We start from the raw sequence: 24,865 nt of genomic DNA on the forward strand, positions 1-24,865 counted from the left end.
TGTGGCGGACGCAGGCCTGTCGGACAGGCCCCATCTAGGGGGGTTCATGAGACGAAGAGCGAGATCGATCCTCGCCGTCGGCGCGCTCCTGATCGGCGGAGCGAGCTTCGCGCCCATCGCCCAGGCACAACCCGCGCATCCGGAGACCCCGGACGCGAACGAAGTGAAGGTCTTCCGCGCCGACGTCACCCGCGAGCAGGTACCCCTGCTGCTGGCCGCCGGTCAGGACGGCCACGAACTCGGCGAGCAGGTACCCGACCGGGGTACGGCGGCAGTCGAGCTGTACCTCACCGAGAAGCAGGCCGGCACGCTGGAGAAACAGGGCGTCGACCTCACCGAGCACACCCTGTCCACCCAGGCCGAGAAGCGCGTCGAAAGCGCCGCCGACGGCGTCTTCCGCCCCTACAGCGGCAACGGCGGACTGCGCGAGGAGATCCTGCGCACCGCCCAGCAGAACCCCGGCCTCACCAAGGTCGTCTCCCTCGGCAAGACGGTCAACGGCCAGGACATCCTGGCGCTCAAGCTCACCAAGCACGCGAAGAAGTCCAAGGACGGCTCCAAGCCCTCCGTCCTCTACATGTCCAACCAGCACGCGCGCGAGTGGATCACCCCGGAGATGACCCGGCGGCTGATGCACCACTACCTGGACAACTACAAGAAGGACCGGCGGATCAGGGAGATCGTCGACTCCACCGAGCTGTGGTTCGTCCTGTCGGCCAACCCCGACGGCTACGACTACACCTTCGAGAACACCGACAACCGCCTCTGGCGCAAGAACCTGCGCGACGTCAACGGCGACGGCACCATCAGCACCGGCGACGGCGTCGACCTCAACCGCAACTTCGCCTACAAGTGGGGCTACGACGACGAGGGCTCGTCCCCCAACCCCACCAGCGAGACCTACCGCGGCGCGAGCCCCGGCTCCGAGCCCGAGACCAAGGCACTCGACGCCTTCCAGAAGCGGATCGGCTTCACGTACGGCATCAACTACCACTCCGCCGCCGAACTCCTCCTCTACGGCGTCGGCTGGCAGGTGGCCACCAACACCCCGGACGACGTCCTCTACGAGGCGCTGGCCGGCACCCCCGACAACTCCGCGATCCCCGGCTACCACCCGCAGGTCTCCTCGGAGCTGTACACCACCAACGGCGAGGCCGACGGGCACGCGGCCAACGTCAACGGCATGGCGATGTTCACCCCGGAGATGTCGACCTGCCAGACGGCCTCCGACCTCGACCCCGGCGACCCGTGGAACGCGCGCGACTGCCAGTCGGGCTTCAACTTCCCCGACGACGAGAAGCTGATCCAGCAGGAGTTCGCCAAGAACATCCCCTTCGCGCTCTCCGTCGCCGAGTCCGCCGCCCACCCCGACCGGCCGTCCTCCTCGGTCGGCCTGGACGCCGCCGACTTCACCCCGGCCCCCTTCACCGCCTCCTACGCACGCGGCGCCGACCAGGAGGTCTCCGTCGTCGTCCGCAAGTCCGTGCGCGACAAGGAGCTGAAGTACCGCGTCAACGGCGGACGCACCCACGACACGGCGCTGCGGCCCTGGCGGGGCGGCGAGACGTACGGCGGTGAGGACAACCTGTACTTCGACGAGTACCGGGCCGAGGTCAGGGGCGCCGGCCCCGGCGACCGCGTCGAGGTCTGGTTCACCGGCGAGACGCCGCGCGGCACCCACGACAGCCACGACCGGCACGGAGCAAGCGGCAAGCACGGCAAGCGCACCGAGAGCGAGCACTTCACCTACACGGTCGCCGAGCGGCCCCGCGCCGACGTCCTCGTCGTCGCCGAGGAGGGCGCGAAGGCCACCCAGACCCAGACGTACGTCGACGCGCTCAAGGCCACCGGCCACCGCGCGGCCGTCTGGGACGTCGCCACGCAGGGCGCGCCCGACGCGCTCGGCGTCCTCGGCCACTTCGGCACCGTCGTCCACTACACGGGCGCCGCGGTGCCCGGCAACGCCACCCAGCTCAAGCTGCGCGCCTTCCTCAACGAGGGCGGCAAGCTGATCGAGGCCGGCGAGCAGGCCGGCGGCGACGTCGACCTCGACGGCGGCACCCTCTCCGACGACTTCAGTCAGTACTACCTGGGCGCCTACACCCGCACCGCCACCTCCGACGCCACCGGGTTCACCGGCTCCGGCAAGCTCGACAAGGCCGACGGCACCCTCGGCGACGCCCCCGGCAACCCGCTGGACGCCGCCGGCGCGTACAGCGTGACCTCCGACGAGCTCGACCCCGGCACCTACCCGCAGTTCGCGAGCGCGGGCGCCGGGAAGTTCGCCGGGACGGTCAATCCGTACGGGCCGTACGCGGGGGAGTGGATGGCCGCCGCCGTCCACACCGACGACGCCTACAAGCGCCTCACCCGCACCGTCGACCTCACCGGTGTCACCGCCGCCGACCGCCCCACGCTCCGCACCCAGCTGCTGTGGGACACCGAGCGCGGCTACGACCACGCCCTGGTCGAGGCGCACACCACCGGCGCCGACGACTGGACCACGCTGCCCGAGGCGAACGGCGCCACCGGCACGGCCGTGCCCGCCGAGTGCGCGGCCGGGTTCTACCTGGCCGGGCACCCCTGGCTGGCGCACTATCTGACCCTGTCCGACGACGGCTGCACCGCGACCGGCACCAGCGGGCAGTGGAACAGCCTCACCGGCTCCTCCGGCGGCTGGAAGCAGGTGGAGTTCGACCTGAGCGCCTACGCCGGGAAGTCCGTGGAGCTGTCGATCGCCTACGTCACCGACCCGGGCAGCGGCGGCCGCGGCGTCCTCGCCGACGAGGCCTCCCTGGTCGTCGGGGGCGCGGCGACGCAGACCGAGGGCTTCGAGACCTCGCTGGGCGCCTGGCAGGTCTCCGGGCCTCCGGCGGGCAGCCCCGCGGTCCTGAAGGACTGGACCCGCACCGGGACCCTCTTCCAGACCTACGGCGCCGTCACCACGGACGACACCGTGCTGCTCGGCTTCGGCCTGGAGCACCTCGCCGAACCGGCCGCCCGCGCGGCACTGGTCCGGCAGGCGCTGCGTGCCCTGGACGAGTGAATTCCGGTGTGCGGGGGACTGACCCTGTGTAACCACATCGGGTGATTGGTCCCCGTCGCCCAGGGCGGTCCGTACCCCTACTGGCGGGTACGGACCGCCCTGCCGGGTATGGGGCGTCTCGATGTCACCCCCGAGGCCCCGGAGAGGTAGGGTCGGAGGTGGTCGGGGACATCCCAAATACAGCTCGCCGGCACATCGGGCCGGCGTACCAACGAGGAGATCGGTTCGTGACGATCCGCGTAGGCATCAACGGCTTTGGCCGCATCGGTCGTAACTACTTCCGCGCGCTGCTGGAGCAGGGTGCGGACATCGAGATCGTGGCTGTCAACGACCTGGGTGACACCGCGACCACCGCCCACCTGCTGAAGTACGACACCATCCTCGGCCGCCTGAAGGCGGAGGTCTCGCACACCGAGGACACCATCACCGTCGACGGCAAGACCATCAAGGTCCTGTCCGAGCGCAACCCGGCCGACATCCCGTGGGGTGAGCTGGGCGTCGACATCGTGATCGAGTCGACCGGCATCTTCACGAAGAAGGCGGACGCCGAGAAGCACATCGCCGGCGGCGCGAAGAAGGTCCTCATCTCGGCCCCGGCCAAGGACGAGGACATCACCATCGTGATGGGCGTCAACCAGGACAAGTACGACCCGGCGAACCACCACGTCATCTCCAACGCCTCCTGCACCACCAACTGTGTGGCGCCGATGGCCAAGGTCCTCGACGAGAACTTCGGCATCGTCAAGGGTCTGATGACGACGGTCCACGCGTACACGAACGACCAGCGCATCCTGGACTTCCCGCACAAGGACCTGCGCCGCGCCCGTGCCGCCGCGGAGAACATCATCCCGACCACCACGGGTGCCGCCAAGGCCACCGCGCTGGTCCTGCCGCAGCTCAAGGGCAAGCTCGACGGCATCGCGATGCGCGTCCCGGTCCCGACCGGCTCGGCCACCGACCTGGTCGTGGAGCTCCAGCGCGAGGTCACCAAGGACGAGGTCAACGCCGCGTTCAAGAAGGCCGCCGACGACGGCGACCTCAAGGGCATCCTGTTCTACACCGAGGACGCGATCGTCTCCTCGGACATCGTCGGCGACCCGGCCTCCTGCACCTTCGACTCCTCCCTGACCATGGTCCAGGAGGGCAAGTCGGTGAAGATCCTCGGCTGGTACGACAACGAGTGGGGCTACTCGAACCGCCTCGTCGACCTCACGGTCTTCGTCGGCAACCAGCTCTGATCGACTTCAGCAAGGCACCTCGATGCGGTAGCAGGGCTCGGACAGCGCAAGGTCGCGCTGCCCGGGCCCTGCGTCGCGTCCGCCGCCACCAGCCCTCGTAGGATCACGAGCGATCCGAGAACCCAGGAGCCCTCTTGAAGACGATCGACGAACTGCTCTCCGAAGGCGTCGCGGGCAAGCGCGTCTTCGTCCGCGCCGACCTGAACGTCCCGCTGGACGGCACCACCATCACCGACGACGGCCGCATCCGCGCGGTAGTGCCCACCGTCAAGGCGCTGGCCGACGCGGGCGCCCGCGTGATCGTCGCCTCGCACCTGGGCCGCCCCAAGGGCGCCCCGGACCCCGCCTTCTCCCTCGCCCCGGCCGCCGCCCGCCTCGGTGAACTGCTCGGTGCCGACGTCGCCTTCGCCGAGGACACGGTCGGCAGCTCCGCCGAGGCCGTCGTCTCCGGCCTCGCCGACGGCGGTGTCGCCGTCATCGAGAACCTGCGCTTCAACGCCGGCGAGACCAGCAAGGACGACGCCGAGCGCGCCGCCTTCGCCGACAAGCTGGCCGGCCTCGCGGACGTCTACGTCGGTGACGGCTTCGGCGCGGTGCACCGGAAGCACGCGTCCGTCTTCGACCTGCCGAAGCGGCTCCCGCACTACGCCGGGTACCTCATCGCCACCGAGGTCGGCGTCCTCAAGAAGCTCACCGACGAGGTGAAGCGCCCCTACGTCGTCGCGCTCGGCGGCGCCAAGGTCTCCGACAAGCTCGCCGTCATCGACCAGCTGCTCGGCAAGGCCGACCGGCTGCTCATCGGCGGCGGCATGGCGTACACCTTCCTCAAGGCCAAGGGGTACGAGGTCGGCATCTCGCTGCTCCAGGAGGACCAGATCCCGGCGGTCCAGGAGTACATCGAGCGCGCCGAGAAGAACGGCGTCGAGCTGGTCCTGCCCGTCGACGTCCTGGTCGCGCCCGAGTTCCCCGACCTGAAGACGAAGGCCCCGGCCAACCCCACCACCGTCGCCGCGGACGCCATCCCGGCCGACCAGGAGGGTCTGGACATCGGTCCCGAGACCCGCAAGCTGTACGCATCGAAGCTCGCCGACGCCGGCACCGTCTTCTGGAACGGTCCCATGGGCGTCTTCGAGCACCCCGACTACGCCGAGGGCACCAAAGCGGTCGCCCAGGCCCTCGTCGACGCCCCGGGCTTCACCGTGGTCGGCGGCGGCGACTCCGCCGCGGCCGTGCGCACGCTCGGCTTCGACGAGAACGCATTCGGCCACATCTCGACCGGCGGCGGCGCCTCCCTCGAATACCTCGAGGGCAAGACGCTCCCCGGCCTCGCCGCACTGGAGGACTGACCCCGATGACCACCCGCACGCCGCTGATGGCGGGCAACTGGAAGATGAACCTCAATCACCTCGAGGCCATCGCCCACGTCCAGAAGCTCGCTTTCGCCCTCGCGGACAAGGACTACGACGCCGTCGAGGTCGCCGTCCTCGCCCCCTTCACCGACCTGCGCTCCGTGCAGACCCTGGTCGACGGGGACAAGCTCAAGATCAAGTACGGTGCCCAGGACATCTCCGCGCACGACGGCGGCGCCTACACCGGCGAGATCTCCGGCCCCATGCTGGCCAAGCTGAAGTGCACGTACGTGGCCGTCGGCCACTCCGAGCGCCGGCAGTACCACGCCGAGACCGACGAGATCGTGAACGCCAAGGTCAAGGCCGCCTACAAGCACGGCCTGACCCCGATCCTGTGCGTCGGCGAGGAGCTGGACGTGCGCGAGGCGGACAATCACGTCGAGCACACCCTCGCCCAGGTCGAAGGCGGTCTCAAGGACCTCACCGCCGACCAGGCCGAGACGATCGTGATCGCCTACGAGCCGGTGTGGGCCATCGGCACCGGCAAGGTCTGCGGCGCCGACGACGCCCAGGAGGTCTGCGCGGCGATCCGCGGCAAGCTGGCCGAGCTGTACTCCGAGGAGCTGGCCGGCAAGGTCCGCATCCAGTACGGCGGCTCCGTCAAGTCCGGCAACGTCGCCGAGATCATGGCGAAGCCCGACATCGACGGTGCCCTGGTCGGCGGCGCCTCGCTGGACTCGGACGAGTTCGTCAAGATCGTCCGCTTCCGCGACCAGTAGCCGGCGCCCGGTCGATAGGCAGATCGACCGGTGAGTATGCGCTGGCGGCGATACGTCGTACCCTTGCGGGGGCATGGTGGCCTGCTGTCACCGTGCCCCCGTCGTTCATCCGAATCCGAGGAAGTTGGTCCAGCCGTGGTTTTGGGGTTCTCGATCGCCCTGATCGTCTTCAGCCTGCTGCTGATGCTGCTGGTGCTGATGCACAAGGGGAAGGGCGGCGGCCTCTCCGACATGTTCGGTGGCGGCATGCAGTCGTCCGTCGGCGGCTCCTCGGTCGCCGAGCGCAACCTGGACCGGATCACCGTGGTGGTCGGCCTGGCCTGGTTCGCCTGCATCATGGTGCTCGGCCTGCTGATGAAGGCCAACAACTGAGGGGTCCCGTCGCCCCGTCACACACTTGTGCACGTAAAGCCCCATGTCCGGTACGCGTCTCGGCGCGCCGCCTATCATGGGGCTTGCGTCTGTGCACTGGAGCTTGTAACTCCAAATACTGGACGCGCGTTGGGCCTTACGTAGACTGAGGCGCTCGCAGCGAAGCGAAACGCCGACTCGCTTCGCGGCACCATCACGCAGGGAGTTACGACCGTGGCAAGTGGCAACGCGATCCGGGGAAGCCGGGTCGGGGCGGGGCCGATGGGCGAGGCCGAGCGCGGCGAGTCCGCGCCACGTCTGCGCATCTCCTTCTGGTGCTCCAACGGACACGAGACACAGCCGAGCTTCGCGAGCGACGCCCAGGTCCCGGAGACCTGGGACTGCCCGCGCTGCGGCTTCCCCGCCGGACAGGACCGGGACAACCCGCCGGACCCGCCCCGCACCGAGCCCTACAAAACCCACCTCGCGTACGTGCGCGAACGCCGCAGCGACGCGGACGGCGAGGCGATCCTCGCCGAGGCACTCGCCAAACTGCGCGGCGAGATCTAGCTCCGTACACCGTCGGTTTCCGCCTCCGTCGGTTTCCGTTTGGGTCGGTCGCCTTCACTCCTGATCACTTAGGTTGGAACAGCTGTACAGCCGGGACAGCTGGGACACCCAAGGAAGAAGGCTGACGTCCGACATGAACGCAGACGGCCGTACCAGGCTCCACCAGACACCCGCATGGGCCGCGCTGGTCAAGCACCGCGGGCAGCTCGGCGAGGTGCGGTTGCGCGAGCTGTTCGCCGCGGACCCGGAGCGCGGCACCGGCTGGACGCTCCGCGTGGGAGACCTGCGCGTCGACTGCTCGAAGCACCTGGTCACCGACGAGACGCTGGCCCTGCTCCAGGAGCTGGCGGCCGCCACCGACGTGTTCGGGCTGCGCGACGCGATGTTCCGCGGTGAGCGCATCAACATCACCGAGGACCGGGCCGTGCTGCACACCGCGCTGCGGGCGCCGCGGGACGCGGTGATCGAGGTCGACGGCGAGAACGTCGTCCCCAAGGTGCACGCCGTGCTCGACAAGATGGCCGGCTTCGCCGACCGGGTCCGGAGCGGCGAGTGGACCGGTCACACCGGCCGGCGCATCAGGAACGTCGTCAACATCGGCATCGGCGGCTCCGACCTCGGTCCCGCGATGGCCTACGAGGCGCTGCGGGCCTTCACCGACCGCTCCCTCACCCTCCGTTTCGTGTCCAACGTGGACGGCGCCGACCTGCACGAGGCGGTCCGGGACCTGGACCCGGCCGAGACGCTGTTCATCATCGCCTCCAAGACCTTCACCACCATCGAGACGATCACCAACGCCACCTCGGCGCGCTCCTGGCTGCTGGACGGCCTCGGAGGCGACGAGAAGGCGGTCGCGAAGCACTTCGTGGCCCTGTCGACCAACGCCGGGAAGGTCGCGGACTTCGGCATCGACACGGCCAACATGTTCGAGTTCTGGGACTGGGTCGGCGGCCGGTACTCCTTCGACTCGGCCATCGGGCTGTCGCTGATGATCGCCATCGGCCCGGACCGGTTCCGGGAGATGCTCGACGGCTTCCACCTGGTCGACGAGCACTTCCGCACCGCCCCCGCCGAGTCCAACGTCCCCTTGCTGATGGGCCTGTTGGGCGTCTGGTACGGCAGCTTCCTGGACGCGCAGTCGCACGCGGTGCTGCCGTACTCGCACTACCTGTCGAAGTTCACCGCGTATCTCCAGCAGTTGGACATGGAGTCCAACGGCAAGTCCGTGGACCGGGACGGGAACCCGGTGCAGTGGCAGACGGGGCCGGTGGTGTGGGGCACGCCGGGCACCAACGGGCAGCACGCGTACTACCAGTTGATCCACCAGGGTACGAAGCTGATCCCGGCGGACTTCATCGGCTTCGCCCGGCCCGTGGGCGAGCTGAGCGACGAACTCAAGGCCCAGCACGACCTGCTGATGGCCAACTTCTTCGCCCAGACCCAGGCCCTGGCCTTCGGCAAGACCCCGGGCGAGGTACGCGCCGAGGGAGTGCCGGAGGAACTGGTCCCGCACAAGACCTTCCGCGGCAACCACCCGACCACGACGATCCTGGCCGCCGAGCTGACCCCCTCCGTCCTCGGCCAGCTCATCGCGCTGTACGAGCACAAGGTGTTCGTCCAGGGCGCGATCTGGAACATCGACTCCTTCGACCAGTGGGGCGTCGAACTCGGCAAGGTGCTCGCCAAGCGGATCGAGCCCGCGCTGACCGAGGGCGCGGAGGTGCCGGGGCTGGACGCCTCCACGGTGGCGCTGGTCGCCGCCTACCGGGAGCTGCGCGACCGGCAGTGAGCGGAACGGGGCGCGGTGGCCCGGCCGGTCCCGGTCAGGCCACCGCGCTCAGGGTGTCAGCGAGGCGCCGCCGGGCCGCCCGCGCCGACGGCACCGCGGCCAGCGCCGCCGCACCCAGCACGGCAGCCGCGCCCACCGGCACCAGGAGAGCGGGAGAGGGGAGCTGGGCGATTCCCGCGCCGATGCCGCTGGAGGCGCCCTGGGCGTCGATCAGCCAGTGGGCGAGCGGCAGCCCGAGGGCGGCGGCGAGGAGCACGGCCGCCAGGGCGGTGCAGCCCGTCGCCGTGACGGTGATGCCGGTGATCTGGCGCGGGGAGAGCCCGATCGCCTTGAGGGCGAGCAGGTCCCGTTCGCTCTCCCGGACGGTGCCGCCGATCGCCGTGAGCAGTTCGATCAGCCCGACGAGGGCGAGGACGGCGATCAGCCCCAGGACCACTCCGCGCAACGGGGACAGCCCGTCGGCCGGGTTCGCCACGGCGTGCACGTCGAGCCGCCCGTGCCCGGCGTCCGCCAGCCGCCCGGCGACCTCGTCGGGGTCTGCCCCGGTCGCCAGCCGCAGTTGGTAGAGGGTCGGACGGAGCCGCGGATCGTTCTCCCTCAGGGTGTCCAGGGAGGTGGAGATGACCCGGCCGGCGTTCTCCGGCTCGATGCTGCGGCCCACGATGTGGAGGATCTGCGGCCGGTCGCCGACGGTCATCCGCACCCAGTCGCCGACCTCCACCTCCAGCAGGTCCAGGAGTCCCTGCCCGGCCACCGCCTCGTCCGGTCCGTGCGCGCGGCGGCCGTCGGCCAGGGCGTACGGGTAGGGGTCCTCGCGGGTGCCGAGCCCGCGCAGGGCGATCGTCGCGGTCTGGCCCGGCACCAGGGCGGCGACCTCGACCCCCGGGTAGGCGGCGGCGACCTGGGGGTCGCGCTCCAGCAGGGCCCGCGTGCCGCGCTCCCCGGCGTCGGTGTCGGTGTCCGCGCGGACGGTCAGCGCGGTCGGCAGGCCGATCTGCTCGGGCCGGCTGTGGAAGCGGTCGATGGTGGTCCACGCGCTCAACGCCACCACGATCAGCAGCAGCGGCAGCGTGAGCCGGGCCACCGTGGCGAAGGAGCGCGGGCGGCGGGCGAACGCCTTGTGCCAGCCGAGCACGAGCGCGGGCGGTACGCGTACCTCCAGTTCGCGCACGCCGGGCGACCCTCCGGCACCCGGTGCACCCGCTCCGTCGGAACCCCGGACCCCTCGTCCCCGCCCCCGGGCTCCCACCGGTACCCGGAACATCCGCAGCCCCAGCGCCCGGCGAGCCGCCGCGGACAGCCCGCCGCCCTGCGCCCCCGCCGGGCGCGGCAGCGGGACCGGCGGCACCCGGCCCGCCCGCCAGGCCGCGAGGCCGGTGGTGGCGCCGATGAACAGCACCGCGCACGCCGGTACGACGAACAGCGCGACGGTGTGCCCGGGCAGCCCCTGCCAGACGCCGACCGCGTCCCCGAGCCGCCCCGGGACGCGGCCGCCCAGCGCCTGGACGGTCGCGGCGGCGGCCACCGCGCCGAGCAGCGCGTAGGCGAGGTGCTGGAGCAGGAAGACCCGCACGACCTGGCCCGGGGTGAAGCCGATCGCCTTCAGCACCGAGATGTCCCGCAGATGTCCTCGGATACGGGTGCCGATCGCCCCGTGCACCGCCAGCCCCGCGGCGAGCAGCGCGCCCAGCCCGAACAGGCCGAGGACCTGACCGAGCAGCCGGTTGTCGCCCTGGGCCTCGGCGCGGGCCTGCTCCCAGGTGGAGACCTGCCCGATCGCCCCGGCGCCCAGCACGGTCACCGCCCGCTGCACGGCGTAGTCCGTCTCCCCGGGATCGGTCAGCCGCAGCCCGATCACCTGGCCGCCCGGGTCGGGCACCGCGGCCGGCGTCGCCCACACCAGGCCCGGCTGCTCGCCCGGCCGGTAGCGGCGTTCGGGGCTGTCGGCGATGCCGAGCACCGTGAGGGTCCGCGACGTACCGGGCAGGGTGAGGGCGTCGCCGGGCTGGGCCAGCAGCGCGCGGGCGAGGCGGGTCTCCAGGACCACCCCGTCGGGGTCGTCGGCGTCGAGCCAGTGCCCGGCGGTGAGCAGCGGGCGCCCCACGTCGGGTTCCTCGGCCGTGCCGCGCAGCTCGACGGAGGCCCGGGTGCCGCGCACGGCGACGGTGGCGGAGGCGGTGGGGTAGGGGCCGGCGACGGACTGGACGCCGTCCAGCGCGGCCAGCGCGCCGGTGTCGGCGGCGCGGTCGGTGTGCAGCCAGACGTGGGCACCGCGCGCCTGGGCGAAGACCCGTTGCCAAGGGTTGGTCGCGTACCCGAACAGGGCCGTGGCCAGCAGCAGCGACGCCACGATCCCGGCGGTGGCGAGGACGAGGAACAGCGCCTCGCCCCGGTGCGTGCGCAGATCGGACTGGGCCCAGCGCAGAGTGGCTCGCACGGGCTCAGCCCTCCGGTGCGCGGTGCGCGAGGTGGTCGTACGCCCGCATGTCAGTCCTTCAGTTCCAGGACGGCGGACGCCCCGGGACGGCGGCGCGGTGGCGCGGCGGCGTCCAGCTCGGCGTCGTCGGCTATCCGTCCGTCGAAGAAGCTGATCACCCGGTCGGCGGCGCTGGCCAGCCGTGCGTCATGGGTGACCAGCAGGATCGTCTGCCCCCGCTGGTGGAAGCGGGACAGCAGCCGCATCACCTCGCGGGTGCCCTTGCTGTCCAGGCTGCCCGTGGGCTCGTCCGCCAGCAGCAGCGGCGGATGGTTGACCAGCGCACGTGCCAGCGCCACCCGCTGCTGCTCACCGCCGGACAGCTCACCGGGCATGCTGCGCTCCTTGCCCGTCAGCCCCAGCTCGGCCAGCAGCTCCTCCCGCTCGGCGCGCGCCCGCTTGGGCGGCAGTCCGGCGAGCAGGGCGGGCAGTTCCACGTTGTCGGCGACGGACAGGTCCGAGACCAGGTTGAAGAACTGGAAGACGATCCCGATCCGCTTCCTGCGCTCGACGGCCCAGCGCGCCTCGCCGTAGCCGTCGGTGCACGCGCCGTCCAGCCAGAGGCTGCCCGCGTCCGGCCGCTGGAGCCCGCCGAGCAGGTGGAGCAGTGTCGACTTCCCGGCACCGGACGGTCCCGTGATCGCCACGAACTCGCCGCGCCGCACGGTCAGGTCCACCCCGCGCACGGCGTGCGCCGGGGCGCCCTCGCCGTGGTGCGTCTTGACCAGGCCCTCGGCGCGCAGCACGGGAGCGGGGTCGGCACTCGTCCCAGCGCTCACTCCAGCTCCTCCAGCTCTTCCTGGCACCGCTCCAGCCAGTCGAGGTCGGCCTGGAGGTGCAGCATCGCGCCCTCGATGAGGAGGTGGGCGATGCGGTTGTCCCGGTCTTCGGCGGCGGCCAGCTTCGACAGCTGCCGCATCGTGTTCAGGTACTGCCGCCGCTGCTTGTTGATCAGGGCGATCTGGTCGGCGAGCCCGGTCTGCGGAGCCAGGGCGAGCTTCATGAAGAACTCGTCCCGCACCCGCGGCTCGTCCGCCGTCTCCTCGTACCAGGCCCGCAGCTCGTCGCGTCCGGCGTCGGTGAGGTGGTAGACCTTCTTGTTGGGCCGGCCCGACTGCTCGATGTCCTCGCCCTCGATCAGTCCCGTCTTCTCGAGACGGCCGAGGGTGACGTAGATCTGGCCGACGTTCGGCTGAGGGTACGCGGAGCCCAGCAGTTGCTCAAGGTCCTGCTTCAGCTCGTAGCCGTGGGCCGGACCGCGGGCCAGGAGAGCCAGGAGGTGCAGGCGCACTCAGCCGTCCTCCCGCTTCTGTTCGAGTCCCCGGATGTGCTCCACGCCCTAGTATCGCGCATACCTAACAGGTATACATGGCCTCTGACCCGGGACGACGACGCCCGGTGCCGGTGCGAGCCAGTGAGCCCGGTGTACGAGGGTGTACAGGGAGGAACCTATGCGGTGGATCCACGCCGCCGGTAGGGGCCTCCTCGTCCTCGTCGTCGTCCTGACCGGGTACGCCGCCTCCGGCGCCCGCGCGGACGAGGGGACCGCGAGCGGCCGGGGCCCGCTCACCCTGGCCACCGCCGGGGACCTCACCGGCTACCTCGGCCCGCTCCTCGAAGGCTGGAACCGCGCCCACCCCGGCGAACGGGTCACCCTCGTCGAACTGCCCGACTCCGCCGACGAGACCCGCGCGCAGATGGCCACCGACCTGCGCGACGGCGGCCGGCACCGCTTCGACGTCCTCAACATCGACGTCAACTGGACCTCCGAGTTCGCCGCCGCCGACTGGATACGCCCGCTGCCCCGCGACCGCTTCCCGCTCGGCTCCTTCCTGCCGCCCGTCGTCGACACGGCGACCTACGACGGCAGGCTCTACGCCGTCCCGTACGTCACCAACGCCGGTCTGCTCCTGTACCGCAAGGACGTCCTCGCCGCCGAGGGCGTCCCGCCGCCGCGCACCTGGGCGGAGCTGGAGCGGTACGCCGAGACCATCGCCCCGAAGCACGGACTGGACGGCTACGCGGGCCAGTTCCTGCCCTACGAGGGCCTGACCGTGAACGCCGCCGAGTCCGTCTACTCGGCCGGCGGCAGCATCCTCGGCGACGAGGGCGAACGCGTCACCGTGGACTCGGCGGCGGCCCGCGAGGGCATCGGCTTCCTGGCGCGCGGGGTGCGCGAGGGCTGGATCCCCAAGGCGGCGCTGACCTACAAGGAGGAGGAGTCCAAGCAGGCCTTCCAGGACGGCCGCCTGCTCTTCCTGCGCAACTGGCCCTACGCCTACGTCGGCGCCTCCGCCCCGGACTCCGCGGTCGCCGGGAAGGTCGGCGCCGTACCGCTGCCCGGCCCCGACGGCCCCGGCACCAGCGTCCTGGGCGGCTCCAACCTGGCCGTCGGCGCCCACGCCCGGCACCCCGACTCGGCCGCGCGCCTCATCGCGTACCTCACCAGTGAGCGCGTCCAGCGCCAGGTCCTCACCCGCGGCGCGCTGCCGCCCGTACGGGCCCGCCTGTACGAGGACCCCGAGTTGATCGAGGCGTTCCCCTACCTGCCGACCCTGCGCGAGAGCGTGCTCGCCGCCGCCCCGCGCCCCAAGAGCCCGCGCTACGACCAGGTCAGCCTGGCCGTGCAGGCGGTCGTGCACGACGCGATGACCGGGCGGCAGACGCCCGAGGCCGCGGTGCGGCGGCTGGCGCGCGAGCTGGCCGCGATCTCCTAGTTACGCGTTAGGTAACGCCGACGTCTCATCTGCGTCCGCTGCGTGCCGAAAAGTCGGCATATAAAGCCCCAACTGTCCAGGAGCTTCTGTTCTGTTCATTGACACTCTCTTGTCACCGCTACCTAACATGCATGCATAACAGCGGCCCTCCTCTACAGACAGGTTCCGGGGTGAACAGGCACCACTGGTGGCGTGACGCGGTGATCTACCAGGTCTACGTCCGCAGCTTCCTCGACAGCACCGGCGACGGCGTCGGCGATCTCGCCGGTGTCCGGGCCGGACTGCCCTACCTGCGCAAACTCGGCGTCGACGGGATCTGGTTGAGCCCCTTCTACCCGTCGCCCCAGCACGACCACGGTTACGACGTCGCCGACTACCGGGGCGTCGACCCGCTCTTCGGCGACCTCGACGAGTTCGACGCGCTGGTCGCCGCGGCCCGGCGCCTCGGCATCCGGGTCCTGCTGGACATCGTCCCCAACCACTGCTCCAGCGAGCACCCGTGGTTCCGCGAGGCGCTGGCGTCCCCGCCCGGCAGCCCGGCCCGCGCCCGCTTCCACTTCGCCGACGGCCGCGGACCGGAGGGGGACGAGCCGCCCAACAACTGGCACGCCATGTTCGGCGGTCCCGCCTGGACCCGGGTGACCGAGGCCGACGGCCGCCCCGGCCAGTGGTACCTGCACATGTTCACGCCCGAGCAGCCGGACTGGAACTGGCGCACCCCCGAGGTCGCCGCCGAGTTCGACCGGATACTCCGCTTCTGGCTGGACCGGGGCGTCGACGGCTTCCGCATCGACGTCGCCGCCGGCCTCTACAAGCACCCGGAGCTGCCCGACTCCCCGGACCCGGAGGCCGACGCCCGCACCCGCGACTCGGTCAACCCGCTGGCCTGGAACCAGCCCGAGGTGCACGACGTGTGGCGGCACTGGCGCGCGGTCTGCGAGGAGTACACCGCCCGCGACGGCCGCGAACGCCTCCTCGTCGGCGAGGTGTCGGTCCCCAGCGCCCGCGAACACGCCCGCTACGTCCGGCCCGACGAACTCCACCAGGCCTTCTTCTTCGACCTCCTCGGCGCCCCCTGGGACCCCGACGCCTTCCGCAAGGTCATCTCCGAGGCCATGCAGGACATCGCCGGCACCGGTTCCACGGTCACCTGGGTCCTCAACAACCACGACCAGGTCCGCACCGTCACCCGCTACGGCGAACCCGCCACCGACGGCAGCGGACTCGGCACCGCCCGCGCCCGCGCCGCCGCCCTCCTGATGCTGGCGCTGCCCGGCGCCGCCTACATCTACCAGGGCGAGGAACTGGGCCTGCCCGAGGTCGTCGACCTGCCCGACGACGTGCTCACCGACCCGATCTTCCACCGCACCGGCAGCCGCGCCCGCGTCCGCGACGGCTGCCGGGTGCCGCTGCCCTGGTCGGGCCAGGCGTCCCCGTTCGGCTTCACCGCGGGCGACGGGAGTGCCCAGCCCTGGCTGCCGCAGCCCGAGTACTTCGCCCACTACGCCACCGACCGTGCCCTCGCCGACACCCGCTCCTTCTGGCACCTGTACCGCGACGGCCTGCAACTCCGCTCCGACCTGCCGCAGCTGGGCGAGGGCACCCTGCGCTGGCTGGACACCCCGCCCGGCGTGCTCGCCTTCGTCCGCGGCGACGGACTGGTCTGCGCCGTCAACTTCGGCACCGCCCCCACGCCCGCACCGGTTGCCGGCGCCCCGCTGCTGACCAGCGACGGTCCCTGCCCGCCCGACGTCCTGCCCGGCTCCACCGCCGCCTGGTGGATCGCCGACCTCTGACCTCGCCTCCCACCTTGCCTCGCCCGACCCTCGAAAGGGACATCAACGATGATGCGACGACGCAGCACCACCCTGCTCACCGGCTGCACCGCCCTGGTCCTCGCCCTCGGCGCGACCGCCTGCGGCGGCTCCGGACCCGTCACCGCGGGCGGCGGTGACAAGGCGCTCAGCGGGCAGTCGGTCACCGTGGCCGGCGTCTGGTCCGGCACCGAACAGGAGAACTTCCAGAAGGTGCTGGACGCCTTCACCGAGAAGACCGGCGCCAAGACCTCCTTCGTCTCCACCGGCGACAACGTCTCCACCGTGGTCGGCAGCAAGATCGAGGGCGGCAACGCCCCCGACGTCGTGATGGTCCCGCAGGTCGGCGTGCTGGGGCAGTTCGCCGGCAACGGCTGGCTGAAGCCGCTGTCCAAGACGGCACAGAAGTCCGTCGACACCAACTTCGCCGACGTCTGGCAGACCTACGGGACCGTCGACGGCACCCTCTACGGCCTCTACTTCAAGGCCGCCCACAAGTCGACCGTCTGGTACAGCCCCGACGCCCTCACCCAGGCCGGGGTCGAGCCGCCGAAGACGTACGACGAGATGCTGAAGGCCGGACAGACCGTCTCCGACTCCGGGCTCGCCGCCTTCTCGGTCGCCGGGCAGGACGGCTGGACGCTGACCGACTGGTTCGAGAACGTCTACCTCTCCCAGGCCGGACCCGAGAAGTACGACGCCCTCGCCGCCCACGAACTGAAGTGGACCGACGCGAGCGTGGTCGACGCGCTCACCACCCTCGGCAAGCTCTTCAAGGACAAGCAGCTCGTCGCGGGCGGTCAGCAGGGCGCCCTGAACACCGACTTCCCGGGCTCGGTGGAAAAGGTGTTCGGCCCGAAGCCCGAGGCCGGCATGGTCTACGAGGGGGACTTCGTCGCCGGGGTCGCCAAGGACCAGTTCGGCAAGGAGATCGGCAAGGACGCGAACTTCTTCCCGTTCCCCGCGGTCGACGGCGGCGAGGCGCCCGTGGTCAGCGGCGGTGACGCGGCCGTCGTCCTCAAGGACGGCAAGAACTCCGAGGCCGGCATGGCGCTCCTGGAGTACCTCGCGACGCCGGAGGCCGCGGCCGTGTGGGCCGAGGCGGGCGGCTTCCTCTCCCCGAACAAGAACCTCGACCCCGCCTCCTACGGCGACGACGTCACCCGGGCCACCGCCGAGTCCCTCGTCGGCGCCGGGGACTCCGTCCGCTTCGACATGTCCGACCAGGCACCGGCGGCCTTCGGCGGCACCAAGGGCACCGGCGAGTGGAAGATCCTCCAGGACTTCCTGCGCGACCCCTCCGACCCGAAGGCGACCGCGGCCGCACTGGAGACCGCGGCGGCCAAGGCCTACAAGGGCTGAGGGCCGACCGGTCATGACCTCCACCCTGGTGAAAGAGGCGAGCCCGCCCGCCGCTCCCGGCCCGGCGCCCCTGCGGCGCCCCCGGCGGCGCCGGGCGGCCGTCGCCCTGCTCTTCGTCCTGCCCGCGCTGCTCCTGCTGGGCGCCCTCGTCGTCTACCCCATGCTGTTCTCCGTCGGCCGCAGCTTCTTCGACGCCTCCGGCACGCGCTTCGTGGGCGGCGAGAACTACACCGAGATGTTCCGCGACCCGGCCACTCTCAAGGCCGTCCGCAACACGGCGATCTGGGTCGTCGTCGCGCCCACCCTGCTGACCGGCCTCGGCCTGATCCTCGCCGTCCTGGTCGAGAAGGTCCGCTGGGCCACCGCCTTCAAGCTGCTCCTCTTCATGCCGATGGCGGTCTCCTTCCTCGCCGCCGGCATCATCTTCCGGCTCGCCTACGACCACGACCCGGACAAGGGCGTCCTCAACGCCGCCGTGACCGGCGTGCACGACGCCTTCGCCGGTACGTCGAGCTACCCGGGCGCCCGGGCGCGTGAGGGCCAGGAGGGCGGCCTGGTCAAGGGGGCCGACGGCTCGTACCGGACCGGTGCGGGCGTGTCACCCGGCGACACGGTGGCCCTCGGCCTGGTCGGCGTGCGGCCCGACGACCTGCCGTCCGGCGCGCAGTCCGCGTACGAGGCGGCGGGACGGGACGCCGCCGCCGGTGAGGTGCGCGGGGTCGTCTACCTGGACTTCACACCCGGCGGGGGAGGGGAGCAGGGCCGGGTCGACCGGCGGGAGAGCGGGCTGCCCGAGATGACGGTCGAGGCGGTGCGCGACGGCCGTACGGTCGCCACCACGACCACCGCCGACGACGGCTCCTTCCACTTCGAGGGGCTGGACCGGGGCTCCTACACCGTGAGGCTGCCCGCCTCGAACTTCGCCCCGCCCTACGAGGGCGTCTCCTGGCTCGGGCCCGCGCTGGTCACCCCCGCCATCATCGGGGCGTACCTGTGGATCTGGACCGGGTTCGCGATGGTGCTGATCGGCGCCGGGTTGTCGTCGCTGCCGCGCGACGCGCTGGAGGCGGCGCGGATGGACGGCGCCAACGAGTGGCAGATCTTCCGGCGGATCACCGTGCCGCTGCTGGCACCCGTGCTCACGGTCGTCTTCATCACCCTCGTGATCAACGTGATGAAGGTCTTCGACCTCGTCTACATCATCGCGCCCGGACCCGTGCAGGAGGACGCGACGGTGCTCGCGACGCAGATGTGGCTGGTGTCGTTCGGCGGCGGCAACAACCAGGGCCTCGGCAGCGCGCTCGGCGTACTGCTCCTGCTGCTCGTCGCCCCGGCCATGGTCTTCAACGTCCGCCGCTTCAAGAGGAGTCAGCGATGAGGAGTCAGCGATGAACGCCGTCCGGCGGTATCTGGGCAAGGGGATCGTCCAGGCCTTCCTCGTGCTCGTCGGGCTGGTGTGGATGACGCCGCTGGCCGGGCTGTTCCTGTCCTCGCTGCGGTCCTCCGAGGACACGGCGAAGGGCGGCTGGTGGACGGCCCTGGCGAGCCCGGGGCAGCTCTCCCTCGACAACTACTCGGCGCTGCTCGGCAACTCGGGCATCACCCAGGCCTTCTGGAACACGGTGCTCATCTCCGTCCCGACGACCGTGCTCGTCGTGGTCGTCGGGGCGCTCGCCGGATACGCCTTCGCCTGGCTGGACTTCCCGGGGCGCGAGACGGTCTTCCTGGTCGTCGTCGCGCTGCTGGTGGTGCCCGTGCAGATCGGGCTGCTGCCGGTCGCCAAACTCTTCGGCCAGCTGGGCCTGTTCGGGACCATCCCGGGTGTCGTGCTCTTCCACGTCGCCTACGGACTGCCGTTCGCGGTGTTCCTGCTGCGGAACTACTTCGCCGAGATGCCCAAGGAGATGCTGGAGGCCGCGCGCATGGACGGCGGAAACGAGTGGCGGATCTTCACGCGGCTGGTGCTGCCGGTCGGCAAGCCGGCCATCGCCAGCCTCGCCATCTTCCAGTTCCTGTGGGTGTGGAACGACATGCTGGTCGCGCTGCTCTTCGCGGACAGCTCGGCGCAGCCGCTGACGGTGGAGCTCCAGTCGCAGATCCGGCAGTTCGGCAGCAACATCGACGTGCTGGCGCCGGGGGCGTTCCTGTCCCTGGTGGTGCCGGTGGTGGTGTTCTTCGCGTTCCAGCGGCACTTCGTGCAAGGAGTCATGGCGGGGTCCGTCAAGTGACGCGAACACTCTTCCGCACGATCTGTCCACAGGTTTCACAACAAACGCATACCGTCTCGTCGATCTTCGGTGTGTCCGCAGATCACAGCTGATAGGCAGATACCTTCGGGGGGACTGTGAGGCCGGTTGCCCCTGTGCGTTGCTCAGGAGGTACCCGCCCATGCCCCACCAGTCCCCGACCGCGTCCGCCGGTGCCGACGACCCCGGTCTGCGCCGGCTGCGGGCCGTGCTCGACGGCTGGCGCAACTCCCTGCTGGACATGGGCGGCCGGAACCGGCTGCTGAACTTCCGCCACAGCCGGACCGCGTCCCTCGAGATCTCCTCGCCCGGCGCCGGCGCTCTCCTGAGCGGTCTCGCGAAGGGCTGGGACTTCGCACCGGTCGTGGAGACGGGCGGAGTGGAGCAGGCGGAAACCGGCGCGGCCGGGCCCCTCGCCGACGGGGCCCGGCTCCGTCTGGTCACCCAGAAGACCACTCAGGCGGCGCTGGACGCCTCGCTGTACCAACTGCGCCAGAAGTCGGGTCAGATGTACAACGACTACGGCCTGTGGGTGCTGTGGCTGGGGGTCGGCATGCTGGACTGGCGCGAAGCCGACGCCCACGAGAGCAGCTCCGCCCCCCTCGTCCTGGTCCCGGTCGAGCTGCGCCGCGACCGGCACCGCCGTTACCGGCTGCACCTGTCCGACGACCAGGAACGCATCCACAATCCGGCGCTCGCGGTGAAGCTGGAGCGGCTCGGCGTCGACTGGTCGGCGGTCGCCGCCACCGACGTCGGGGACCTGCCCGGCGTACTGTCGGCCGCACGCTCGGTGGCGGCCGGGCTCAAGGGCTGGTCGGTGGCCGAACGCGCGGTGCTCGGCCTGTTCGCCTCGCACCGGGAGGCCATGTACCAGGACCTCCAGCAGAACGAGGACCGCATCCTCGGCCATCCGCTGGTGCGGGCCGTCGCACTCGGCCCCGACGCCGGCCTGCCCGACGACCTGATCGGCTTCGAACCGCCCGAGCTGGACCGCATCGACGACGTCCAGCTGCCCGAGCGGACGCCGCTGGTCCTCGACGCCGACGCCTCTCAGCGCCAGTGCATAGCCGCAGCATTGGACAACCGGTCGTTCGTGATGAGCGGCCCGCCGGGGACCGGCAAGAGCCAGACCATCACCAACATGATCGCCTCACTCATGCACGCCGGCCGCAGCGTGCTGTTCGTCAGTGAGAAGGCCGCCGCGCTCGACGTCGTACGCAACCGGCTGCGGGGCGTGGGCCTCGGCGACTTCGTCATGGCGCTGCACAGCGGCGACACCAGCAAGAAGGCCGTCGCGACGGAACTCGCCCGGGTGCTCACCACCGAGGCCCGCGTCACCGGGGCCGCCGAGCACGAACTGGAGCGGGCCCGGAGACTGCGCGAGGAGCTGTCCGCGTACGCGGCCGCCATGAACCAGGTCAGGGAGCCGTTGCAGCGCACGCTGCACGACGTCCTCGGCCGTCTCGTCCAGCTGGACTCGGCGGACACCCCGGACCTCACGCCGGCCGCCGACAACGCGGAGATCGTCCGCCGGCTGACCGCCGGTTCCTTGCAGGACGTCACCGCCGCGGCCCAGGCGGTCAGCCGCTCCTGGCGCCCCGCCGCCGAGGGCGACGCCTTCGCCTGGCGCGGTCTGATCGGCACGGGCGCTCACCAGACCGTCTCCGAAGCCGCCGACGCGCTGGACGCCGTACTGAAGGCGACCGCCCGGCGTCCGTTCGCCGCGACCCGGTCGGAACCCGCGTCGGTACGGGAGGTGCAGCAGACGGTGCGCACCCTGCGGGCCGGGCTTCCCGACCGCGCCGGGACGCCCGGCGGCCCCCTCCCGGAGGACGTCACCAGCCAGGTCGCGCAGCTCGCCGACCTCTTCGGCATGCCCAAGGCCGACGACGCGGACGCCGCTTTCGCCCTGTGTGAACTCGCCGACCTCACCACCGCCGGCCGGCGACCTCCCCGAGCCTGGTTCCACGCCGACGCCCTGGGCCGGGCCCACGCGGCGGCGCACGAGCTGCGCGCCGTCCTGGACGCCGAGGCCGCGGCCCGGGAGGCGGCCTCGGACGTCTTCGGCGACCAGGTCCTCCACGCCACCGGACTGCCCGAGCTGGTGCGCCGGTTCGACGAACAGCACCGCGGGCTGATGGCACGCTTCTCCGCCCAGTACAAGGCCGACCGCGAAGAGGCGGCAGCGCTGACCCGCGACGGAGCCTGGCACAAGTCACTCGTGGGCCGCCTGGAGCAGGCCCTGGCCTGGCACACCGCCGCCGCCGAAACGGCCCGACTGGCCGACCACCACGCCGCGCTCCTCGGCCGGTACACCCCGCGGACCCAGGACGCGCTGGCCGACCTCGAACAGGCCCTGTCGACGGCCGACCGGATCGCCGAGCTGACCCGCGACGCCGACCGGCCCGAGCTGCTCGCCGACCGCCTCGCCGACGACGCCGAACCCGACCGCCTCCCGGCGCTGCTCACGGACACCGTCCGGGACGCGCTCGGCGCGTGGTGCACCGCCGTCACCACCCGCACCGAACACTGGTCCCGGTCCGTGACCGCGCTGCTCGACCTGTTCGATCCCGCCCGCCGGACCCAGCTCTCGCCCGCCCTGCTGGGCCGGTTCGAGGACGCCCGGCGGCTGGTCGACACCCTGCGCGCCGACCCGCAGGGACCGGACGAGTGGCACGCCCACCAGGACGGGCTCGCGGTGCTCGCCCGGCACGGAGCGGACAACCTCGTGGGGACGGCCGCCGAGCGTGGACTCGACCCGCGGCGGCTGCCCGACATCGTCGAACAGGCGCTGTTGCGCGCGTGGGCCGACGGCGTCCTCGCGTCCGACGCACGCCTGCGCACCACCCGCTCCGACGACCTCGACGCACGCGTCACCGACTTCCAGGAGGCCGACCGCAGGCTGGTCGCGGCCGCGGGCGGAGCGGTGATCGAGGCGTGCAACAAGCGGCGCCCCCGGCGGTTCGCGGGCGGTGCGGGCGCGGTGATCGTCCGCGAGGCGGAGAAGAAGACCCGGCACATGCCGGTGCGGGAACTGCTCGGCAGGACCCGCGAGGTCGTCCAGGCGGTCAAGCCGTGCTTCATGATGAGCCCCCTGACGGTCAGCCAGTTCCTCCCGGCCGACTTCCACTTCGACGTGGTCGTCTTCGACGAGGCATCCCAGGTCCGCCCCAGCGACGCGATCAACTGCGTCTACCGGGGACGCACCCTCGTCGTCGCCGGTGACGAGAAGCAGCTCCCGCCGACCTCGTTCTTCGACTCCTCGGTCGAAGACGACTCGGAGGAGTACGCCGAGGACGTCCCGGACTCCTTCGAGTCCCTGCTGCACGCCTGCAAGGCCGGCGCCATGCGCGAACTTCCCCTGCGCTGGCACTACCGCAGCCGCCACGAAGACCTGATCACCTTCAGCAACCGCGAGTTCTACGGCAACTCGATGGTCACCTTCCCCGGAGCCGTCGACCAGGGCAACGACGTCGGCGTCGCCTTCCTGAAGGCCGACGGGGTCTACGACCGGGGCGGGCGCCGGGACAACCGCGCCGAGGCGGACTGCGTCGCCCGCCGCGTCCTGCACCACTTCGACACCCGTCCCGGCCGGACCCTCGGTGTCGTCGCGCTCTCCCAGGCCCAGGCGTCCGCCATCGACCAGGCCGTGCAACAGGCCCGGCTGGCGCGCCCCGACCTCGACCACTGCTTCACCGAGGACCGGCTCGACGGGTTCTTCGTCAAGAACCTCGAATCGGTCCAGGGCGACGAGCGCGACGTGATGATCATGTCGGTGGGCTACGGCCCCGACGAGCACGGCAAGCTGGGACTGAACTTCGGCCCGATCAACAAGGGCGGCGGCTGGCGCCGCCTCAACGTGGCGGTGACCCGCGCCCGCTACCGCATGGAGGTCGTCGCCTCCTTCCGCGGCACCGCCCTGCCCGACAGCGCCAACGAGAGCGTGCAGTACCTCAAGCGCTACCTCGAATACGCCGAGAGCGGGCCGGCCGTCCTCGCCCGTGACGTCGTCCAGGCGGACGCCGAGCCGGACAGCCCGTTCGAGGAATCGGTCCTCGCCGTCCTGCGCGGCTGGGGCTACCGGGTTCAGCCACAGGTCGGCGTCGCCGGGTACCGCATCGACCTCGGCGTACGCCATCCGGAGCTGCCCGGCGCCTACGCGCTCGGCATCGAGTGCGACGGTGCCATGTATCACTCCTCCAAGACCGCCCGGGACCGCGACCGGCTCCGCGAGCAGGTCCTGACCGGGCTCGGCTGGCGGCTCCACCGCATCTGGGGCACCGACTGGTACCGCGGACGAGCCGCCGCCGAGCTGCGGCTGCGGGAGGCCGTCGAGCAGGCCGTAGCCCAGGGACCGCTCCGGGCACCGGTGGAGCCACCGGCCACCGGCACCAGCACCGGCACCGACCCCGGCAGCGAGCCGACGGCCGACGGGACGGCCCCGGCCGATGACGGACAGCAGGACGCCGGGACACTGCGGGCGGTGCCTGCGCCCAGGGCGCCCGCCCAGGTGGAAGTGGAGTACGAACGCGTGCCGGTCGACTCCGGTGCCGAACGTGAGTGGAGCGCGCCCTACCGGACGAGTCGTGTCGAGGTCGGCCCACGCCACGAGCTGCACACGCCGGAGGCCAGGCCGGCGCTGCGCAAGGTGCTCGCCCAGGTCATCGAGGTGGAGGGACCCATCCACGAGGACCTGCTCGTGCAGCGCGCGCGGGAGGCGTGGGGCGTCGGCCGGGCGGGCAACCGCATCCGTGACAACGTCCGGGAGGTGGCGCTCGCCCTCGTCCGGTCGGGACTCGTCTCGTCCGACGGCGCGTTCTTCGACACGGCGGACCGGGACACCCTGAAGGCCCGGACGCCTCAGGACGGCACGCCGGTGCGCAAGGTCGTGCACATCGCACCGGAGGAGCGGTACCTGGCACTCTGCGAGCTGGCCGCCGAGTGCCCGGGCATGTCGCAGGACGAACTGATCAAGCAGGCGTGCGAGTTCTTCGGCTGGCGCCGTATCGGCAAGGACATCCGTGACTGTCTGGCGACGGACGTCACCACCTTGCACGACCAGGGCCGCTTGGAAGGCGGACCGGAGCGGGTCGGCGTCGTGCGCGCCTGACGCCGGGACGGGAACGGG

The 24,865-nt window shown here is 71.5% G+C and carries 16 protein-coding genes; 13 read left to right on the forward strand and 3 right to left on the reverse strand.

Going from position 1 to position 24,865, the window contains the following annotated elements; all coding sequences use genetic code 11:
• The first annotated feature begins 46 nt into the window (after positions 1 to 46).
• From B9W62_RS29335 to pgi, 7 genes are all read left to right on the forward strand, one after another.
• Positions 47 to 3,046, forward strand: coding sequence for a M14 family metallopeptidase (locus tag B9W62_RS29335; RefSeq protein WP_087809969.1), 3,000 nt, complete (start codon positions 47 to 49; stop codon positions 3,044 to 3,046).
• Positions 3,047 to 3,273: 227 nt separating this feature from the next.
• Positions 3,274 to 4,284: a type I glyceraldehyde-3-phosphate dehydrogenase gene (gap, locus tag B9W62_RS29340; RefSeq protein WP_087809970.1), complete on the forward strand. Its 1,011-nt coding sequence runs from the start codon at positions 3,274 to 3,276 to the stop codon at positions 4,282 to 4,284.
• Between the two features lie 134 nt (positions 4,285 to 4,418).
• A complete protein-coding gene (pgk, locus tag B9W62_RS29345) occupies positions 4,419 to 5,630 on the forward strand; it encodes a phosphoglycerate kinase (protein WP_087809971.1) in 1,212 nt (403 codons plus the stop codon).
• Positions 5,631 to 5,635: 5 nt separating this feature from the next.
• On the forward strand, positions 5,636 to 6,412 hold the full coding sequence (gene tpiA, locus B9W62_RS29350; RefSeq protein WP_087809972.1) for a triose-phosphate isomerase: 777 nt from the start codon (positions 5,636 to 5,638) through the stop codon (positions 6,410 to 6,412).
• A 135-nt stretch (positions 6,413 to 6,547) separates the two neighbouring features.
• The gene (gene secG, locus B9W62_RS29355; protein WP_016325957.1) at positions 6,548 to 6,784 is read left to right on the forward strand and encodes a preprotein translocase subunit SecG; all 237 of its coding nucleotides are present in this window, start codon (positions 6,548 to 6,550) and stop codon (positions 6,782 to 6,784) included.
• A gap of 213 nt (positions 6,785 to 6,997) precedes the next feature.
• On the forward strand, positions 6,998 to 7,333 hold the full coding sequence (locus B9W62_RS29360) for an RNA polymerase-binding protein RbpA (RefSeq protein ID WP_003976875.1): 336 nt from the start codon (positions 6,998 to 7,000) through the stop codon (positions 7,331 to 7,333).
• A gap of 133 nt (positions 7,334 to 7,466) precedes the next feature.
• Positions 7,467 to 9,122, forward strand: a complete 1,656-nt coding sequence (gene pgi, locus B9W62_RS29365; RefSeq protein ID WP_087809973.1) for a glucose-6-phosphate isomerase — start codon at positions 7,467 to 7,469, stop codon at positions 9,120 to 9,122.
• Positions 9,123 to 9,156: 34 nt separating this feature from the next.
• On the opposite strand, the gene B9W62_RS29370 is transcribed toward pgi, so the two are convergent.
• The 3 genes from B9W62_RS29370 to B9W62_RS29380 are packed head-to-tail and all read right to left on the reverse strand — an operon-like array spanning position 9,157 to position 12,889.
• Positions 9,157 to 11,559, reverse strand: a complete 2,403-nt coding sequence (locus B9W62_RS29370) for an FtsX-like permease family protein (RefSeq protein WP_087809974.1) — start codon at positions 11,557 to 11,559, stop codon at positions 9,157 to 9,159.
• Between the two features lie 50 nt (positions 11,560 to 11,609).
• On the reverse strand, positions 11,610 to 12,377 hold the full coding sequence (locus B9W62_RS29375; protein ID WP_087809975.1) for an ABC transporter ATP-binding protein: 768 nt from the start codon (positions 12,375 to 12,377) through the stop codon (positions 11,610 to 11,612).
• A complete protein-coding gene (locus tag B9W62_RS29380) occupies positions 12,374 to 12,889 on the reverse strand; it encodes a PadR family transcriptional regulator (protein WP_087809976.1) in 516 nt (171 codons plus the stop codon). Before B9W62_RS29380 ends, B9W62_RS29375 begins: the two co-directional genes overlap by 4 nt.
• A 160-nt stretch (positions 12,890 to 13,049) precedes the next feature.
• Between B9W62_RS29380 and B9W62_RS29385 the strand changes: the two genes are divergently transcribed.
• From B9W62_RS29385 to B9W62_RS29410, 6 genes are all read left to right on the forward strand, one after another.
• On the forward strand, positions 13,050 to 14,315 hold the full coding sequence (locus B9W62_RS29385; protein ID WP_087809977.1) for an ABC transporter substrate-binding protein: 1,266 nt from the start codon (positions 13,050 to 13,052) through the stop codon (positions 14,313 to 14,315).
• A gap of 131 nt (positions 14,316 to 14,446) precedes the next feature.
• On the forward strand, positions 14,447 to 16,111 hold the full coding sequence (locus B9W62_RS29390) for a glycoside hydrolase family 13 protein (RefSeq protein WP_179235727.1): 1,665 nt from the start codon (positions 14,447 to 14,449) through the stop codon (positions 16,109 to 16,111).
• A 48-nt stretch (positions 16,112 to 16,159) separates the two neighbouring features.
• On the forward strand, positions 16,160 to 17,491 hold the full coding sequence (locus tag B9W62_RS29395) for an ABC transporter substrate-binding protein (RefSeq protein WP_087809979.1): 1,332 nt from the start codon (positions 16,160 to 16,162) through the stop codon (positions 17,489 to 17,491).
• A 13-nt stretch (positions 17,492 to 17,504) separates the two neighbouring features.
• Positions 17,505 to 18,869 carry a carbohydrate ABC transporter permease gene (locus tag B9W62_RS29400; RefSeq protein ID WP_087809980.1) on the forward strand — a complete coding sequence of 455 codons (1,365 nt, stop codon included), beginning with the start codon at positions 17,505 to 17,507 and terminating at the stop codon, positions 18,867 to 18,869.
• Between the two features lie 10 nt (positions 18,870 to 18,879).
• Entirely contained in the window at positions 18,880 to 19,719 is an 840-nt protein-coding gene (locus tag B9W62_RS29405; RefSeq protein WP_087809981.1) for a carbohydrate ABC transporter permease, read from the forward strand.
• A 160-nt stretch (positions 19,720 to 19,879) separates the two neighbouring features.
• Complete coding sequence (locus tag B9W62_RS29410; protein ID WP_087809982.1) at positions 19,880 to 24,847, forward strand: DUF3320 domain-containing protein; 4,968 nt, start codon at positions 19,880 to 19,882, stop codon at positions 24,845 to 24,847.
• The last annotated feature ends 18 nt before the right edge of the window (positions 24,848 to 24,865 follow it).

The organism is Streptomyces sp. CS113 (assembly GCF_002188365.1).
Taxonomy (GTDB): domain Bacteria; phylum Actinomycetota; class Actinomycetes; order Streptomycetales; family Streptomycetaceae; genus Streptomyces; species Streptomyces tendae.

Coding starts and splice junctions, on each gene's coding strand:
- B9W62_RS29410 (WP_087809982.1), top strand. CDS start 19,880: ATGCCCCACCAGTCCCCGACCGCGTCCGCCGGTGCCGACGACCCCGGT.
- tpiA (WP_087809972.1), top strand. CDS start 5,636: ATGACCACCCGCACGCCGCTGATGGCGGGCAACTGGAAGATGAACCTC.
- B9W62_RS29405 (WP_087809981.1), top strand. CDS start 18,880: ATGAACGCCGTCCGGCGGTATCTGGGCAAGGGGATCGTCCAGGCCTTC.
- B9W62_RS29400 (WP_087809980.1), top strand. CDS start 17,505: ATGACCTCCACCCTGGTGAAAGAGGCGAGCCCGCCCGCCGCTCCCGGC.
- B9W62_RS29390 (WP_179235727.1), top strand. CDS start 14,447: ATGCATAACAGCGGCCCTCCTCTACAGACAGGTTCCGGGGTGAACAGG.
- B9W62_RS29385 (WP_087809977.1), top strand. CDS start 13,050: ATGCGGTGGATCCACGCCGCCGGTAGGGGCCTCCTCGTCCTCGTCGTC.
- B9W62_RS29335 (WP_087809969.1), top strand. CDS start 47: ATGAGACGAAGAGCGAGATCGATCCTCGCCGTCGGCGCGCTCCTGATC.
- pgi (WP_087809973.1), top strand. CDS start 7,467: ATGAACGCAGACGGCCGTACCAGGCTCCACCAGACACCCGCATGGGCC.
- B9W62_RS29395 (WP_087809979.1), top strand. CDS start 16,160: ATGATGCGACGACGCAGCACCACCCTGCTCACCGGCTGCACCGCCCTG.